This is a genomic window from Bacillus cereus group sp. BfR-BA-01330 (assembly GCF_022663885.1).
Taxonomy (GTDB): Bacteria; Bacillota; Bacilli; order Bacillales; family Bacillaceae_G; genus Bacillus_A; species Bacillus_A cereus.
In genome coordinates this window covers 307,786-324,480 of record NZ_JAKUGK010000007.1, presented here as the reverse complement: position 1 = coordinate 324,480, position 16,695 = coordinate 307,786, and the positions used below count along the sequence as shown (strand labels likewise).

Below are 16,695 nucleotides of genomic sequence, written 5' to 3'. Positions count from 1 at the left end.
CCTTACTTCACAACAACAAAATTCCTCTTTTTCAAATAATCAAATAAAAAAACAAGAAAATCTTTACAATTAATAGTAATATAGAAAATAGACAAGTTTATCAAAATAGTGGAGGCTTTTTCAGTCATGATGCGTGCGCTTCGTTTAAATATAAAGCAAGCTTTTTGTAATCGTGTTTCTTTAATTATTATGTTTAGTGGATTTGTTCTTATTTGTATTTATCATTATTATTATGTAATTCGTTATTTAGGAGACGCTGCGAATGGACCTATATCGACGGATATTAAATGGATTGGATTTCGTGGCAATGAAATGGATGTTTATTTATTATTAATGCCAGTTATTGCAAGTCTTCCCTTTAGTACAAGTTATAACTCGGATAAGTCCGATGGTTTTAAACCGTTTGTCAGTAAAGAAATTTCTTTATTTTCTTATTCAGTAACGAAATATATCGTTACATTTTTTTGCGGCGGACTTCTTTATACATTTCCATTCATCTTATCGTTATTATTTTGCAAATTAACCATTCCAGACGGAGTACCAACGGCTGGTTCAGGCATTATAAATGATAACGGGATGTTCGCAAACTTATATGAAACTTCTCCCATCACTTACATTGCTGTATATATCGGAATTAATTTTTTATTTGCAGGTTTGATGGCTCTTTTAGGACTTGCTGCATCTGCATGGTCCCAAAAGGACTATATGGCGCTTCTATTTCCATTTGCAACTACCTCTATTCCTTACGTCCTGCTAAATACGGTACTCCCTACAATAGGCGGAGCACCTATTCATTTATATGATCCAAGGCAGCCGCTGCATGGCATGTCACCATATATTTTGACAATACAATGTGCCTTCTTCCTCTTCGTTAGCTTAATCATGTATATACAAGGAGTAAAACGTGATAGAAAAAAATATAGAAGAAGGTTGCAAAAAAGAGAGCGGTGCAGAAAAGCGTTTCAAGTATAATAAAACCCTAATTTCCTTACTATATTGGAAATTAGGGTTTTATTTACTATTCACTTACGGTGTACCTGCCAATCCCCATAAAATAACAACCGCTACAAAATAAATCGCTTTAATCGCTATTACTAAACATAATGAAACAATTGCATATTTACTTAATTCTCTTCTTGCACCTATTAAAGTGAAAATAACCGCCAAACTAAATGTTATATAAGAAGCTGCTGTATGTATTAAGTTATACGTAATATCTAGATTGCTTGTAAGTCCTGTTATATCAGCTACAAACTGAAGCATGATGATCGTACTAAAAAAAATTGCAAACTGATTCATTACCTTTCCATTTATTTGTAACTGCATTGTTGTCCTCCTTATTAAAAACTAAATATTCAATCAATTTTATCATTAGATTACAAAAAAAGGAATCATCTCTTTATACTATTCTATAACGATGCAAACAAAGAACGCTTAGTCACCTAAGCGTTCCTTTCTTTAAGAAGCTTTCTTCAAATCAATTTGAGCAAGTACTGGGTCATGGTCGCTTACACGTCCGTGCTCTTTCATTATATTTGAGTTTAAGTGCACTGGATCTACAATTGTGTGTGGTGCGATATTATTTGTTACTAAAATATGATCTAACACTTGTGCATTTCCTTCGTGAATGTACGTGTAACGATTCTCTTTTGGCACTGTGTTTAACATATCTTTTAAGATTGTTCCCTCTAGTGTTTTTAGTGGTTTAGAGAATTCGAAATCGTTCATATCACCTAACACGACAACTGGTGCATTCGTATTCTTTTTCTGAATCCCTTGCACGAAATGATTTACTTCTTGTGCTAACTGAATTCGTTTGTCTTCACTTTTTAATACGAGCGGCTGCACTTTTCCAAATGGCGTTGCATCTCCTAGTTTTGAGTTTAAGTGATTTGCAACGACAACAATGTTTTGTCCTTGGAACGTAAATTCTGCCGCTAACGGTTTACGTGTACTTTCAAATAATGGATTTTCGTCTCCAATACGAACAACATTTTTATCAAGTAACTTCGGTACCGGCGCTAATTTCACGCGTGATGGATTATAGAAGAAGCCGACGCGAATATTCGCTCCTGGTGCTCCTCCGTCTTGATTATTGTTTGGAGCGATTTCTACATACTCATACTTCGGTCCACGAATTTCTAGGACTGCATCAATGATACGTTTTGCGCTTAATGACGCATCTGTTGTACCGTCATTAATTGATCCGTTATTATCTTGCATTTCCTCTACACCGATAATATCTGGCATTTTTAAGTTGTATTTAATAGAATACGCTAACGCTTTTACCTTTTCATCTGTTGTTTCTTTTTTATTCGCTGAGAAGTTTTCAATGTTATATGTAGCAACCGTTAACTTATCAAGACGTGGCTGAATATTTGCGCCTACTTGCTTAAATCCACCATCCACTACAGCTGGCAGTTCTGTTATTGGCGAAATACGGAAAGAACCGTAATCATATCCTACTACCCCTGTTATATCTCCAGTGAAAGTATCTCCTACTTTTGCTACATAATCACGAGGTACTTTTACAGAAAGGCGCTCTGGGTTTAATTGATTTTCATCTAATAGAGGTGTGCCATATTGTGTTACTACTTTATCTCCACCATTTTTTACTGTTACATATAAATTTCCGTTTTTCTGAGGTGCAATAATTTTTGGTGTTGGCATCGTAACACGCATACCTTCTATACTTTCATAAAAGTCGATTGCATCTTCATTTGGATCAAATAAACCGAATGCATCATTATCAATAATCTGGTCCGGGATTTTCACACCGTTTTCCCCAAGTACAATCGGTGCCGGCAAAGATTGATCTTTTGCGATTACAACAACGCGACTCGCCTTAATTTCTGTCGTCGTTAAGTCTGTTTCAAATCGCTCTGCATATCCTGGTCCAACATATTCTTCTACTACTCCATCAACTTGAATAAGATCTCCTACTGCTACATTCGCATCTTTTTTGTATACGTACATACCTTCTGAAGTAGCTGGATCATTATCTGGCTGATTGTCTTCTATATAAAAACCATTTTTATCAAGCGCTGTTACAACGCCTTCCACATTGTATACTTTCTTCCCGTTGTAAGGAGACATATGTGATTTTCCTTGAATATCATGAATACGAACCTGTTCATTATTTACGATAATAAATGAAAATGTCGAAATTGCTGAAGAAGTAAGTCCTTCTTTTTCTGCGATTGCTTTCACTACACTATTTTCATTCACTATAATTTGTCCATTATAACGAACACTTTTATTAGTAGGATTAGAGCCATCTAACGTATAGTAGATTGTTGCGCCTTCTGTATTCGTCGTTAATGTTACCGCTGTTCCTTTAGCAACTTCTCCGCCGTTCGGTGAAGCTACTACATCGCTAACACGGTTTTGTCCTTCACCTTGAAACTTATAAGCTGTTACTGATTTTAGACCTGGGTTACTAAAATATAATTCAAGAGTCCCAGTCAAACTAACTTTCTTCCCGATATTTTCAGGGTGATCTTTTACATTCACTGCCGTTCTCACATCACCTTTTGGCAACTGAACGGGCATGATTTTGTCTGGATTCGTTTCGTTTGGCGAATCTGCAATTGCTACGTTTGTATCATCAAACTTAGCTGGATCCTTCGTATATTTAGAAGAACTTTGCGTATATCCGACAATATATCCTTCCACAATCCCCTTCGTTTTCCCTTGCAGCTTAAATACTTGAATTGCTTTTTCTACTGACATAGAAGCAGTTTCTTCTGCTTGCGCTAAAGTTCCAGTAAATGAAAGCAATAGCAAGAATGATAAAAAGACGCTTAACAATTTCTTCACAGCCATTTTCCTCTCCCTATTTCATATTTTCTCAGCATTTCTATCATAACAAATGATTCGTTATATAGAACTATTTTTCGACAAATTTTACAAAAGATTTATTTAATTTACAAGCTTTCAAACTATAATACAAAATAATAATTTTACACCTTCTACAAATGCACTCTATAATGTTAGAGAGAGAAAACAGAAAATATCGACATTTGATTGGCATGTAAAATGGATTCATTTGAATAGGAGTGATTGGATGGAAGTGCAAACAGAAACATACCGCGCAGCTATGAATGGAACATTAGAACGTCATTTTTCAGATATGATTGCTGTTATACCAACTAGAATTACAATTGAGCAGTTAAAACAACGGCTAGAAAATATCGCTACTAAAGTTGATGAGTTAAAAATTGTTTATAGTGATGAGACAAGCCTTATTGTTGAGTTACATATGGATGAAACAATCATACCGTATGAACTGCATATTGATGAGGCGAATGACCCAGAAGAATATAAAATGTACAATAGACAAGATTCTACAATTGTAGATCGTAATTTTGAAGATGCGGCTTTCGGTACTGAAATTTTCACTCGTACGCTATTTGTAGGCGATGTACTCGACTGCTTTTTCCAGCAAATACAATTTTTATGGAACCTCGCCCCAGATTTGTTATTTGTAATCGATTCAAGTGCAGCAATGAAAGTGATATCTAGAAACTATATTGAATATCACGTTGAAAATGAATTATTACCTGACATTCCTGACTTATACGTTATTCATTCCGTTTATGAAGACGATAAAGAAGGCGAGCCTACGCAATATTGGTTTCATACACACGGCCTTTTAAGAGCGGGCGTAACTGAAATAGAGTTAATTATTCCAAATCGTATTTCTTCCTACTACGGCATTGGCGATCTCTTTCAAACATTTGCTAATAATGCCGTTGAGAATGGACAAGTCCCTATGAATGAGCCTATCGTTATCGCGCATAGTCAGCAAGGTTCTATACATACAGTCGCTGTTCCGTGGGAGAAAGGATTATCTTATATAGGGCATAAAACGAGTATGGACCAATTATCTTCAATCAAGGATGAAGAAGTGAAATTACAGCCAATAGATGCACAAAATACATTCTTAGGCGGAATGGATGCCCGAGATGAATACCATCAATCTCCATCCGTTCTCTTATTCAAATTTAATACTTCAGAAGAATATATTGAAAGTTTTTTCAAAGAACACGAGGAAGCTACAGGGCTCATGTTCTATAAAACAAATAGTGAAACCGATCGTATGGCTTATAATGCGAAAAATACTTTCGGGTATTTCAGCAACATTTTTCAAATTGAAAAATCCAATGAAGAGTTTCGTTTTCTCGCTAAGTTTGGTGTTTCCTATGAAGAGGGTAAAAGCGAACATATGTGGTTTGAAATGCAACATATTACAGAAGACCTGATTCAAGGAATACTCATCAATGAACCATATTTTATAGAAGATATGAGTGAAGGAAATAGTTATCATTTAGATTTTGATAACTTAACAGATTGGGTTATTTATGCAGGAGATGCTGTTATAAAGCCAAATAACTTATATATGTTTATTGGCGAATAAGTATTTTATATAATAAACGAAACGCCTTCAATATGATTGAAGGCGTTTCTTATAATTTATTGTGCGATTAATTCAGCATCTATTACTTTCTCCAAATGAGATAATACACGCTTTGCAGCTTCCTCACCTTGATTCATACAGTCTGGAAGTCCAGCACCAGCATAGGAGCTACCTGCCAAGTATATACCTGGCAACTCTTTCTCCATAAATGTTGTGAGCTTTTTCATTCGCTCGTTATGGCCTACTGTATATTGAGGCATCGCTTCTTTCCAGCGACTTACGATTGTAAACTCTGGATCCTCTGTAATATCCATCGTCTTCCTTAAATCTTCTAGTACGAGCTGAACGAGTTCTTCTTCAGTTTGTTCTACAACCGCTTCATCACCAGCACGTCCAACGTAACAGCGAAGGAGTGTTTTTCCTTCTGGCGTTGTATGTGGCCATTTTTTATGCGTCCACGTACATGCTGTAATGGTGTAATCGCTATTTCGTGATACGACAAATCCTGTACCATTAATATCGCGCTGGATTGCAGACTTTTGGAAAGCAAGTGCCACATTCGCAACGGATGTGGCTGGAATATTACGGAAGAAACGAAACTGCTTGTACTGAGCAAACATGGACGGCAATACTTTATGCGAAGTTGCCACTACGATGGCGTCCGCTTCTATTTCTTTTCCGTTACTAAGAGTAATCGTATAACCATCACCCTGTTTTGCAACTTTTTCAATGCGAGTTCCCTTTATTATCGTACCTTCATGCATCTTTGCTTCGAGAGATTCTACGATAGATTCTAAACCTGTTTTCACTGTTTGGAACATTCCCTTTTTCGGTTCAGCTTTCTCTTCTTTCGGAGCGAGCGTACGCATACCGAGTGAAATACTGCGATGTTTCTGCTCAATTTGATACATTTGCGGGAATGTTGACATTAAGCTCATTTCATCAATATCCCCTGCATAAATACCCGATAATAACGGCTCTATTAAGTTTTCAACCACTTCGTTTCCAAGACGATGTCTGAAAAATTGTCCGAGTGATTGGTCAGATACTGGCTTTGACCTCGGCATTAATAGATCAAAGCCAGCTCTTAGTTTACCAATTGGGGAGAACAGCCCGGAAAATAGAAACGGCGTAATTTGCGTTGGAATTCCCATCATTGATCCATTCGGCATTTTATGTAACCGATTGTTTACAAGGATAAATGATTGACCGGCTTGATTATTTACAAGTTCATCGCCAAGACCTAATTCTTCCACTAATCTAGCTGCACTTTCTTTTCGTGCTAAGAAAGAATCTGGTCCGCGCTCAATTGTAAATCCATCTTTTCGAACGGTTTGAATTTTTCCGCCAAGTTTACCCGATGCTTCTATAAGTAATGTATCAATCGGCAAGTTTTTTTCATGAATATTTTTTTGTAAGTTATACATTGCTGTTAATCCAGTGATGCCTCCGCCGACGATCACAACTTTTTTCCTCAAGCAGGCTCCTCCTTTCTTCTTACAGTACAGATTCTTTTTTCTTTAATACAACATCTGTTAAACAATCAATAAATGCCTCCGATGCATTTGGCATTTCTGGACGATAATATTTTGCACCAATTTCATCCGTTACAACTTTACACTCAAAGTCGTTATCATATAAAACTTCTAAATGTTCCGCAACAAATCCAACTGGTGCATATACGAATGAAGTATAACCGTGCTTTTCATTTAGTTCTCTCGTTAAATCTTGTACATCTGGACCAATCCAAGGATCTGGTGTGTTTCCAGCACTTTGCCAGCCTACTGCATAGTTTGCTACTTCAGCTCCGCGCGCGATATAATCCGCTGTTTCATTTAATTGATCTGGATATGGATCGCCCATTGCAATAATTTTCTCTGGTAAGCTATGTGCAGATACGATTAATACTGCTTTTTCACGCTCTGCATCTGACATACCGTTATATATACCTTTCACTGCATCAACCCAGTACTGGATGAATTTCGGCTCTTTATACCAGCTATCAATGCCGTGAATTGTTAAGTTTCCAAGTTTCTCAGCTTCTTCTTGTGCTCGTCCAACGTACGATTTCACGCTAAACGTAGAATAGTGAGGTGCAAGAACAAGTGCGATTGCATCTTGTATTCCGTCGTTATGCATATCTTTCACTGCATCTTCAATAAACGGTTCAATATGTTTTAAGCCAAGATACATATGATACTCTACTTCATCTTGTACTTCATTTAAACGCTGTTCTAACTTCTTAGCTTGCTCTAATGTAATAGTAGCTAAAGGAGAAATACCACCAATTGCACGGTAACGCTCTGTTAAATCTTCCAGCATTTCAGGACTTGGCTTTCTTCCTCTGCGAATATGTGTATAGTAACGTTCAATATCTTCTTCTTTATATGGCGTTCCGTATGCCATTACAAGCAAACCAATTTTCTTTTTCATACAGCAATGCTCCTTTACTTCGCTAACTGCCCTTTAGAGTATTCATGAATAAATGTAGTTAAACGTTTTAATGTATCTGGATTTACTTCTGGGAATACACCGTGACCTAGGTTAAAGATATAACCCGGCTGTTTCATCCCTTGATCTAAAATACCTTTTACATGTTCCTCAATAACAGACCATGGTGCAAGTAAGAATGAAGGGTCCATATTACCTTGTACCGCCTTATGAATACCGCGTGCACGTGCTTCTTCAATCGGTAAGCGCCAGTCTAAGCCGACTACATCAAGCGGTAAGTCGTGCCACTCATTCACTAAGTGTGCAGCTCCTACGCCGTGCATAATCATTGGAACACCCATCTTACGAACTTCTGCAAAAATACGCTCCATTGCTGGTTTAATAAATACGCGATAATCTGCTACATTTACTGTTCCAACCCAAGAATCGAAAATTTGAACTGCTTTTGCCCCTGCGTTAATTTGCGCTTTTAAATATGTAATAACCATATCTGCTAGTTTATCCATTAAAGCGAACCAAGCTTTTGGCTCTGCATACATGAACGCTTTCGTATTATGGTAGTTACGAGATGGACCGCCTTCAATCATATAGCTCGCTAATGTAAATGGAGCTCCTGAAAAACCGATTAACGGTACGTCTAACATTTCTGTCGTTAATAAACGAATTGTATCTAGTATGTACGGTACGTCATCTTCTGGATTGATTTCCCCTAGTTTTTCTACATCTTGTAAAGAACGGATTGGGTTATCGATAACTGGGCCAATACCTGATTTAATTTCTACATCCACACCAATTGCAGGTAGTGGTGACATAATATCTTTATAAAGAATTGCTGCGTCTACGTTATATTGATCAACTGGCAATTTTGTAACGTAAGCACATAACTCTGGATTGTGTGTAATTTCAAATAAAGAATACTTTTCTTTTATCTTTCTATATTCCGGCTGCGAACGACCTGCCTGACGCATATACCATGCTGGTACATAATCAGTACGTTCCCCCCTACATGCTTTTAAAAATGTCTCATTTATATTTCTTACCAAGACCCTTGCTCCCTTCCTTACCAATGCTTCGAATACGTTCGATATTTATCTTTTTTTACTATACAGCTTGTAAAAACAAAATGCATAATATTATGTACGTTGTTCATTAAATTGACACAAACATTCGTAAAAACGCTTACTATTTTCACAACATTCTTATTATAACACAGAGAAAAACTATGGTTTAGCTACTTTTGACTTTTCTCCTTCACGATTCGTTTGTGTATTATATGGTACAACGTAAAAGCTTGGTTTTGAAAATATGTTAATGAACTTTTCCTCATATTCTCCAGCACCATTTACAGTGCTAACATGCGTATGAATTCCATTCTCCACTCTATAGATTCGGTACATAATTCTGTTATCTGGAAGTGGTGTCCAGCTTAATTTTACTTTAAATAAACCGAAAGGGCTAAATGATAATTTCATTTTTACATCTTCAATTTTGCGCAGCCGAATCGGAGCGCCGATTGTTTCCACACCTTCAGGCTTCATAAACTTCTCTTTATGTTCTACATTAGCCTTCGTTAAAATTTTCTTAAACAATTTTGTCGCAGATGCACTTTCTCCTTGCAACTGATGCTCCTTATCCGTACGGTCATAACCAATCCAAACAGCGCCTACTAAGTTCGGTGTATAACCAACGAACCACATATCTCTTGCTCCCTTATCGTCATTTGGCAATGAAGTTGTACCCGTTTTTCCAGCTAACGCACCGTTATATACACCAACTCTTGCTGTTCCTTCCTTGACAACTCCTTCTAACATTTTCGTCATATACCATGCTGTCTGCTTCGAGAAGATTTTCGTCTCTACTTTTGGAGATTCCCCAATGACTGCACCGTGTCTGTTTAATACTTTATCAATAACGTGCGGCTCGATAATATTTCCATTTGCTAAAAATGAACGGTACATTTTTACAAGATCAAATGTTGAAACGCCATTTTTCAATCCGCCAAGCGCTGTACTTAAACCAGCATCTGCAATATGAACATTTCCTTTTTCTAAATATTGCTTTCCTTCTTCTACCCCTAACTCATTTAATAAAGAAACTGCCGGTACATTTGCCGACTCTAAAATCGCATCATACATCGTCATTTCTTTTGAATACTCATGATTATAATTTCGAGGTTCATACCCTTCAAAAGAATTTCTTTCATTCGTTAATAAAGAATACGGATTATACTTTTTCGTTTCTAGTGCTGGTGCATAAACGATAAGTGGTTTTAAAACAGATCCAGGCTGCCTTTTGGCAAAAACACGATTAAATCCTCTCGGGACGTACTTTCTTCCCCCAATCGCCGCTTTAATCCCTCCCGTACGATTATCCATTAATAAGAAAGCACCTTGCGCCCCCTCTTCTTTCCCAGGGAAATTCCTTGCATCTTGAAACTGGTTATATGCTACCTTTTGAATCTTTTCATCCATAGGTACGACAAACGTATATCCTCCGCGAAGTACTTCTTGATGAGACAATCCGTATAAACGAGCGGCTTCATCTATGACCATATCAATATACGGCATATATGCAAGCTCATTCTCATCTAAATTTTTATATAGAGCAATTGTCTTCCCTTGATAACGAACGCTTTCTTCTGCAGTCAAATAGCCTTGTTTATGCATAAGTGACAACACTAGATCACGGCGTTCCTTACTCTTCTCTGCAGAATAGTACGGTGAATATCCGTTTGGTGACTTCGGAAGGCCTGCAAGCATTGCCCCTTCCTCTACTGTTAAATCCTCAACATTTTTATTAAAATACAACTTTGCTGCCGCTTGAATGCCGTAAGCCCCATGACCAAAATAAATATGATTCATATACATTTCAAGAATTTGTTGCTTCGTATATTTTTGCTCTAATTGAAGAGAAATTGCGACTTCCTTCAATTTGCGCGTAAATGTTTTTTCACGAGTTAAAAAGACGTTTTTAGCGAGTTGCTGCGTAATGGTACTACCGCCCTCTACCTTCTCTCTAGCTAACGTATCTTTATAAAGAGCACGGAATATAGACGGATAATCAATCCCTTGATGCTCATAAAAACGAGAATCTTCCACCGCAACAAACGCCTGCTGCACATACTTCGGAATTTGCTCGATCGGTACGAGCTCTCTATTTTCTACGTATAATTTCGTAATTTCTTTCCCTTTCTGGTCAACGATACGTGATGAAGAGTGGAAAACGAGCTGCTTTTCATCCATCATATAGCCACCAGCTAACACGATAAGTTTATAGATTACAATCGCTACTACGAACGTTGCGACGCCGCCTAATAAAGTCCACTTTACTTTCTTCATACATCGTCCTTCTTTCCAAATGATGGTACATTTATTATTTGAAAAAGAAGTATCTTTATGTATATAATCTTCGAAGTTTTTTAAGAGAGTTGATATAATAGAAACAAACTATTAAGGGGGCATTAAAATGAAGGCTATTATTTCATACGAAACACCTCTAGAACAAGCACATTTCACTGCAAAAAATGATGAAAAAAATATGTTTTATAAAGAAAATACAGAAGAATCTGTAGAAGGTTCACTTCAATATGATGTACTAGATGCTGTCGGTGAATTTAAAGGACAACCTGGCTATATCGTTTGTAACAACATTTCTGTCACAGACGAAGGTCGCCCAGTATTTGAAAACCGCTTTAAAAACCGCGCAGGCCTTATTGAAAACGAACCAGGATTCCAAGCGATCCGTGTTCTACGCCCATTAAGTAACGATACATACGTCATCTTAACGATGTGGGAAACAGAGCAAAACTTTAAAGACTGGACAGAATCACGTTCATTCGAAAACGCTCATAAGAAACGCCCTGTACAAGCAGAAGGACAAGCTCCAGCTCATCCACATGCGGAACAGCAAAAGAGTATTTTCTCTCGTCCGTCGTTCGTGACTACTTTTGATGTGTTAGTTTAATTAAAAATTAATACAACACTAGCAGTACGTGAAATTATATTAACGATTTTCCGAATATATCTATCATATCTTTGAATATATCAACGATTTTCCGAATATATCTATCACATCTTGAAATATATCAACGATTCGACTAAAGATATCAATTTAATGACAAAAAGGAAACACCATTACACACCGGTGTTTCCTTTTTCTTTGTACCAATTATATATACGAAGTGAATCTTTTTTTCTCATATGCTTTACTTCATAACCCCGCCCAGCTACCGCTACAAGAGTTGTACATAATTCATCTTTTCTTTGAAAATACGATTGATTATAACCTACTGCTTGAACATGTCTTCTTCGCATTATTCCTGTATATTTCGAAAAATTACGATATACAACCGTTAGTTGATTTTCTCTTAATTCATAACCGCCACTTTTATATCTAGCATACGCAAGTAACGAAAACACGATAAATAACGGTAAAATGACAAACAACGCAATATATTGTTTAAAATATATACTCACGCTGGCAATTAGAACTGTGAGTATGATACTTATTAACCAGCCCATAATGAAATAACGACGCAACGCTGTTTTTGGTAAGTGAACGATCTCCGCTTCGATTTCATATGGTAACTCTAAATATGTGATCAGGTGCTGTACATCTTTTTTCTTCATAAATGGATGCAACATTACTTCGTTACTTGCTGCTCCAATACTTTGAATTGCTTCCACTTCAACAGCACAATAGCCAAACGGCTGGCGAAGCATACCTTCTTTTACAGTAATCGCTTGAATGCGGTGCAATTTTAAGACAAACTCTTTCTTTTCAAATAATCCTTGAACGATACGAATCTCTTCCCCTTTTCGCTCAATTTTAAAGTTTGCATATTTCAACACATATCCAGCCGTGGAAATAATCCACGAAATTGCCATTAAAATTAATGCAATTACAATTAGTTTATAAACACCGTTTCCCATCACATACGCTTCTACTTTACTTGTGAATCCTTCAGGAAGAACAAAATCAAACTTTGTGTAAAGAAGTACCAGTCCAGAGAACACTAGTCCGAACCGACCAGATGTAATCGCTGCGGCTAAAACCTCTTTCGCTGTTAACTGATAAACCGTCTTGCTTTCTTCCTCTTCTATTTCTTCTTTTACAGTAGTTTCTTTCTTATGTAATAAAGAGATTAAATGTTTTGCCTCGTCTTCTTTAATACCAGCCAACATCACTTCTGGTTCATTACCACCACCGGCTACTTCTATATTTAACTTCATAAGTCCGAGCATTTGATAAATGATGTTAGAAGACGTACTAATATTTTGTACACGCTCTTTATTTAAATAGCTTTCCTTCTTTACAAAAACACCGTGCTTTATATGTAAAATATTATTCTCAATCCAGTACACTTTAAAATACCATTTAATTGCTGAAAAAATAGCCATGATGAATAAAACAACCAGAAGAAAAAGATAAAATAAATACCAAGGTTCCACTTGTTCATCAGGTTTAAATAAAACAAGAATAATAAGTGGCAACAAACTCGCAATCCTAATACCTAACAATATCGTAATCGGATGTTGCCTCTTATACATCCTTATCACTCACTTTCGCAAGTTCTCCAATTTGTCTTTTCAGCTGTTCTGCTTCTTCTTTCGTTAAACCTGGAATACTATGAGAAGTTGCGGCTGTTGAAATATGTAATTCTGCTAAATTATACTTTCTCATGATCGGCCCTTGCTCAATCGTTACGTGCTGCACACGGATCATCGGAATAAGTACGCGTTTTACAACAAACATTCCCTTTTGAATCTCAATCTCTTCTTCATTTAATCTGTAACTATAATAGCGTTGACGTAAATTTGGAAACACAAAATAATCAAGGGGAATAAATGTAATAGCTCCTGTTACTAATAGTCCGAACAACCAGCCCCACCAGTTAAAGTTAATCATAAAAAAGAAATACGCAATTACGACTGTTAGTATAACTACCGCCCCAATTAAAGCGTGCATCCTCCACACTTTCAGCATATTAGAATGAATCTCCCTTTCTAACGGCTGCATCTCATCACTCCAATTCTATGAATTTATTACTTATATATTATCAAAAAATAAGGTTTTATATACATTTTTGTAAATTTATAGTCAAATAAAAATAGTTGAATCAAAAGCATATTAAAGAAACACATACCTCAGTTTTGAAAATTATGTATTATAAATATGAATTATATTGAACTAAAATAAACCTTACATGATTCATGCAAGGTTTATCGTTTTATACACAATATATTTCATTATTGTTGAGATATACTAGCATCGCTTTCAATTCGCTTTTCTTTTTGGCTTAGTTTTTTATCTTTAGATTTTTTTAATGTTAAAGTCATGCCAATAAAAATAAAAAGAATTCCTGTTATTTGCATTAAAGTTGGGCGGAATCCAGTAAGTACAGTATCTAATAATATTGCCACTGCCGGATCTAAAAAAACTAATATTGAGATGGTTTTTGTAGATAAATAGCGTAAACTATCAAAAAACAGATAATATACTATCCCTGTGTGAATAAAACCAGTAGCTATAATATATGTCCAATTGCTTTGAGTGAGGCCACTAAAAGCATCTAAATCTATAAATGGTATTAAAAGAAATATCCCCAAGAATGTTTGTAAAAATGTCATTGCATACGCACTCATTTTGTTAATCCCTTTACCAAATAAAGTTGTAAATGCATAAAAGAGAGCCGCAAGAAATCCCCATATCATACCTGAAGACATTAATGAGCCGACAGAGAAGCTTCCATCAATACCAGCAATTAATAAAGCTCCTGCAAAACACACAATTATTGAAATGATAGATATGAATGTTAATTTTTCTTTAAAGACGATACTTCCAATTAACAATACAATTACTGGTGCAAGATGATAAACTGAGATAGCAATGGTAACTGACATATTTTCAAAGGCTTTAAATAAGAAAACCCAATTAAATACTAAGAAAAAGCCACATATTAAAACTTGAATAACTTCTTTTCGTTCCCATTTATCTTGTTTATATTGCCCTGTAAGCAACCAGCATACACTTAAAAATATTGTCGCAAAAATACACCTTACAAACACTAATTCAAACGAAGGTAAGTTTGTTTGAACAGAAAAAAATCCAACTGATCCAAAGATAACCATTGATGCTATCATCTTTAAAGCCGGTACCGTTTTCTCTTGCTTAAAACTCTTTTGAAGCAAATTAATCCCCCTCCAATAAAAACTCGGTTTATAGTGAGAAAAACACCAGCCTAAAAAAAGGACAGGTGCTTTTCCTCAAAAACACTCAATTATAAATTTTTCCCAGCAGTCCAACCACCATCAATTACAAAATTAGAACCAGTAATAAAGCGGGCCTGATCAGAAATCAAGTACTCAATACATGAAACAATATCCTGCGGCAACCCCCAAGTATCTAAAGATTGATTACTTTTTATCATAGACATCAAGGCTTTATTACTAAAGTATTCTTCTGTAAGTTCGGTTCTAATAACACCGGGAGAAATGCTATTTACCCTTATATTTTGCTTCCCAAATTCCATAGCCATCTGTTTAGTCAATCCGATTAAAGCATGCTTTGATGCAACATAAGCAGCTCGCTCTGGTTCAGCCATTAATCCAGAAACCGATGCTATATTCACAATACAACCTTTTATTTTCGATTCACACCATCGCTTAGCTACTTCCCTAGAAAGGATAAATGGGGCTACTAAATTTACATCAATTACTTTTTTAAACATATCATCGGATAAATGTAAAACAGGTGTTATCTCTCGAATACCAGCTGCATTTATTAATATATCAGGAGAAAGCTTTTCTAAATCTAATTGAGTAAAAAGATTATGAATCGCTTCGCTATTACTTAAATCAATTTGCACTACTTTCAAAGGCATATCTGTTTTCATATAATCTATTAAATTATTATTATGAATATCAAGTGCTATTACATAAAATGATTTTTCTAAAAAGTATTTTATACAAGCATGACCTATACCGCTATTGGCTCCAGAAATCATAATTATTTTATTCTCTCTCATTTTGTCTCCTTATAAGAAAATGTTACTAATAAAATATCACGAAAAGCCTCCGTACTACATTCTGTTCCAAGTGGCGTTACGGCATGGAAGACCTTTTGTCCAAATACTAAAGTTTCTAAAGGCTCCTTCAAACTTATAAACTGATTAATTTCTCGAGGAGAATTAGCTATTAAATTATCTCCACCAATAGCTGTATTACTTAAATTCATAAGGTGTAAAAACACTACTGGTTCATCATCTTTATGTAACCAAATAGGTGAACTAAAAGATGGTCTTTCTTTAGTAGCTTTATATCTTACTTGATGTAAACCTATAATTAAGTCTTTACTTGTATCTATTATATTTGTTTTAAATGCAAATTCAGTATCGAAACGCACGATATTCTGAATTAAAGGATTGCATAAAAAGCTATCATTTATGCTATTGAACTGTCTAACTTTCCCGCCATCGTCATAGTTATATTCTTTAGATTGGAAGTAATCATTACTATTATCTAAAATATAATCTGGTGAATCAACATACTTTATATACCTTGAATAAGATCTAGCACGGCATTCACCGTACGCATCATCTTCCAAATTATAATAATCTAACTGTGCTTGTGTTAATAAACGATGATTCTCTTCCTCTTGTAAAAAGATTTCATTTGAGATTTCAAGGAATCCTTTAGATTCAAATTCATGTACCTTTTCTTCTATGCTAAACCCATTCATTTTACTAAGAACAAACGTCATTATCAAAACCTCCACACTATTGTATTTTTCTATCTCACCCTATGTTAGAAATGCAATAAGTAACC

Annotated in this window: 14 protein-coding genes; 3 read left to right on the top strand and 11 right to left on the bottom strand. The window is 35.8% G+C overall.

From position 1 onward, the window contains the following. The first annotated feature begins 126 nt into the window (after window positions 1-126). Window positions 127-972, top strand: a complete 846-nt coding sequence (locus MR112_RS21265) for a hypothetical protein (protein WP_000984145.1) — start codon at window positions 127-129, stop codon at window positions 970-972. 54 nt (window positions 973-1,026) lie between these two features. Here the strand turns inward: MR112_RS21265 and MR112_RS21260 are convergent, their stop codons facing one another. Next, on the bottom strand, window positions 1,027-1,326 hold the full coding sequence (locus MR112_RS21260; protein WP_001176843.1) for a hypothetical protein: 300 nt from the start codon (window positions 1,324-1,326) through the stop codon (window positions 1,027-1,029). Window positions 1,327-1,458: 132 nt separating this feature from the next. Next, a complete protein-coding gene (locus tag MR112_RS21255) occupies window positions 1,459-3,825 on the bottom strand; it encodes a DUF6359 domain-containing protein (protein WP_242245275.1) in 2,367 nt (788 codons plus the stop codon). A gap of 241 nt (window positions 3,826-4,066) precedes the next feature. Here MR112_RS21255 and MR112_RS21250 point away from each other — a divergent pair, with 241 nt between their 5' ends. After that, entirely contained in the window at window positions 4,067-5,419 is a 1,353-nt protein-coding gene (locus tag MR112_RS21250) for a DUF4026 domain-containing protein (RefSeq protein ID WP_242245274.1), read from the top strand. A gap of 56 nt (window positions 5,420-5,475) precedes the next feature. On the opposite strand, the gene hemY is transcribed toward MR112_RS21250, so the two are convergent. From hemY to MR112_RS21230, 4 genes are all read right to left on the bottom strand, one after another. Continuing rightward, a complete protein-coding gene (gene hemY / locus MR112_RS21245) occupies window positions 5,476-6,897 on the bottom strand; it encodes a protoporphyrinogen oxidase (RefSeq protein WP_242245273.1) in 1,422 nt (473 codons plus the stop codon). 19 nt (window positions 6,898-6,916) lie between these two features. Further along, complete coding sequence (hemH, locus tag MR112_RS21240; RefSeq protein WP_000726801.1) at window positions 6,917-7,852, bottom strand: ferrochelatase; 936 nt, start codon at window positions 7,850-7,852, stop codon at window positions 6,917-6,919. Between the two features lie 14 nt (window positions 7,853-7,866). Next, the gene (gene hemE, locus MR112_RS21235) at window positions 7,867-8,913 is read right to left on the bottom strand and encodes a uroporphyrinogen decarboxylase (RefSeq protein WP_086395911.1); all 1,047 of its coding nucleotides are present in this window, start codon (window positions 8,911-8,913) and stop codon (window positions 7,867-7,869) included. A 177-nt stretch (window positions 8,914-9,090) separates the two neighbouring features. Then, on the bottom strand, window positions 9,091-11,208 hold the full coding sequence (locus MR112_RS21230; protein WP_242245272.1) for a transglycosylase domain-containing protein: 2,118 nt from the start codon (window positions 11,206-11,208) through the stop codon (window positions 9,091-9,093). Between the two features lie 127 nt (window positions 11,209-11,335). On the opposite strand from MR112_RS21230, the gene hmoB reads away from it, so the two are divergent. Further along, window positions 11,336-11,833, top strand: a complete 498-nt coding sequence (hmoB, locus tag MR112_RS21225; protein ID WP_000644067.1) for a heme-degrading monooxygenase HmoB — start codon at window positions 11,336-11,338, stop codon at window positions 11,831-11,833. Window positions 11,834-12,003: 170 nt separating this feature from the next. Here the strand turns inward: hmoB and MR112_RS21220 are convergent, their stop codons facing one another. The 5 genes from MR112_RS21220 to MR112_RS21200 all read right to left on the bottom strand — a co-directional run bounded on the left by MR112_RS21220 (window position 12,004) and on the right by MR112_RS21200 (window position 16,630). After that, window positions 12,004-13,419, bottom strand: coding sequence for a PH domain-containing protein (locus MR112_RS21220; protein WP_000278131.1), 1,416 nt, complete (start codon window positions 13,417-13,419; stop codon window positions 12,004-12,006). Beyond that, window positions 13,412-13,888 carry a PH domain-containing protein gene (locus MR112_RS21215; protein WP_001182728.1) on the bottom strand — a complete coding sequence of 159 codons (477 nt, stop codon included), beginning with the start codon at window positions 13,886-13,888 and terminating at the stop codon, window positions 13,412-13,414. Before MR112_RS21215 ends, MR112_RS21220 begins: the two co-directional genes overlap by 8 nt. Window positions 13,889-14,118: 230 nt before the next feature. After that, window positions 14,119-15,060 carry a DMT family transporter gene (locus MR112_RS21210; RefSeq protein WP_000939625.1) on the bottom strand — a complete coding sequence of 314 codons (942 nt, stop codon included), beginning with the start codon at window positions 15,058-15,060 and terminating at the stop codon, window positions 14,119-14,121. Window positions 15,061-15,149: 89 nt separating this feature from the next. After that, window positions 15,150-15,896, bottom strand: coding sequence for an SDR family NAD(P)-dependent oxidoreductase (locus MR112_RS21205; protein ID WP_001208947.1), 747 nt, complete (start codon window positions 15,894-15,896; stop codon window positions 15,150-15,152). Beyond that, on the bottom strand, window positions 15,893-16,630 hold the full coding sequence (locus MR112_RS21200) for a 2OG-Fe dioxygenase family protein (RefSeq protein WP_000144813.1): 738 nt from the start codon (window positions 16,628-16,630) through the stop codon (window positions 15,893-15,895). Before MR112_RS21200 ends, MR112_RS21205 begins: the two co-directional genes overlap by 4 nt. Window positions 16,631-16,695 lie beyond the last annotated feature (65 nt).

Bases quoted from the DNA above. Each gene is read 5' to 3' on its own strand.
- hmoB (WP_000644067.1), top strand. From the start codon at position 11,336: ATGAAGGCTATTATTTCATACGAAACACCTCTAGAACAAGCACATTTC.
- MR112_RS21260 (WP_001176843.1), bottom strand. From the start codon at position 1,326: ATGCAGTTACAAATAAATGGAAAGGTAATGAATCAGTTTGCAATTTTT.
- hemH (WP_000726801.1), bottom strand. From the start codon at position 7,852: ATGAAAAAGAAAATTGGTTTGCTTGTAATGGCATACGGAACGCCATAT.
- MR112_RS21265 (WP_000984145.1), top strand. From the start codon at position 127: ATGATGCGTGCGCTTCGTTTAAATATAAAGCAAGCTTTTTGTAATCGT.
- MR112_RS21255 (WP_242245275.1), bottom strand. From the start codon at position 3,825: ATGGCTGTGAAGAAATTGTTAAGCGTCTTTTTATCATTCTTGCTATTG.
- MR112_RS21250 (WP_242245274.1), top strand. From the start codon at position 4,067: ATGGAAGTGCAAACAGAAACATACCGCGCAGCTATGAATGGAACATTA.
- MR112_RS21215 (WP_001182728.1), bottom strand. From the start codon at position 13,888: ATGCAGCCGTTAGAAAGGGAGATTCATTCTAATATGCTGAAAGTGTGG.
- MR112_RS21200 (WP_000144813.1), bottom strand. From the start codon at position 16,630: ATGACGTTTGTTCTTAGTAAAATGAATGGGTTTAGCATAGAAGAAAAG.
- MR112_RS21205 (WP_001208947.1), bottom strand. From the start codon at position 15,896: ATGAGAGAGAATAAAATAATTATGATTTCTGGAGCCAATAGCGGTATA.
- MR112_RS21230 (WP_242245272.1), bottom strand. From the start codon at position 11,208: ATGAAGAAAGTAAAGTGGACTTTATTAGGCGGCGTCGCAACGTTCGTA.
- MR112_RS21220 (WP_000278131.1), bottom strand. From the start codon at position 13,419: ATGTATAAGAGGCAACATCCGATTACGATATTGTTAGGTATTAGGATT.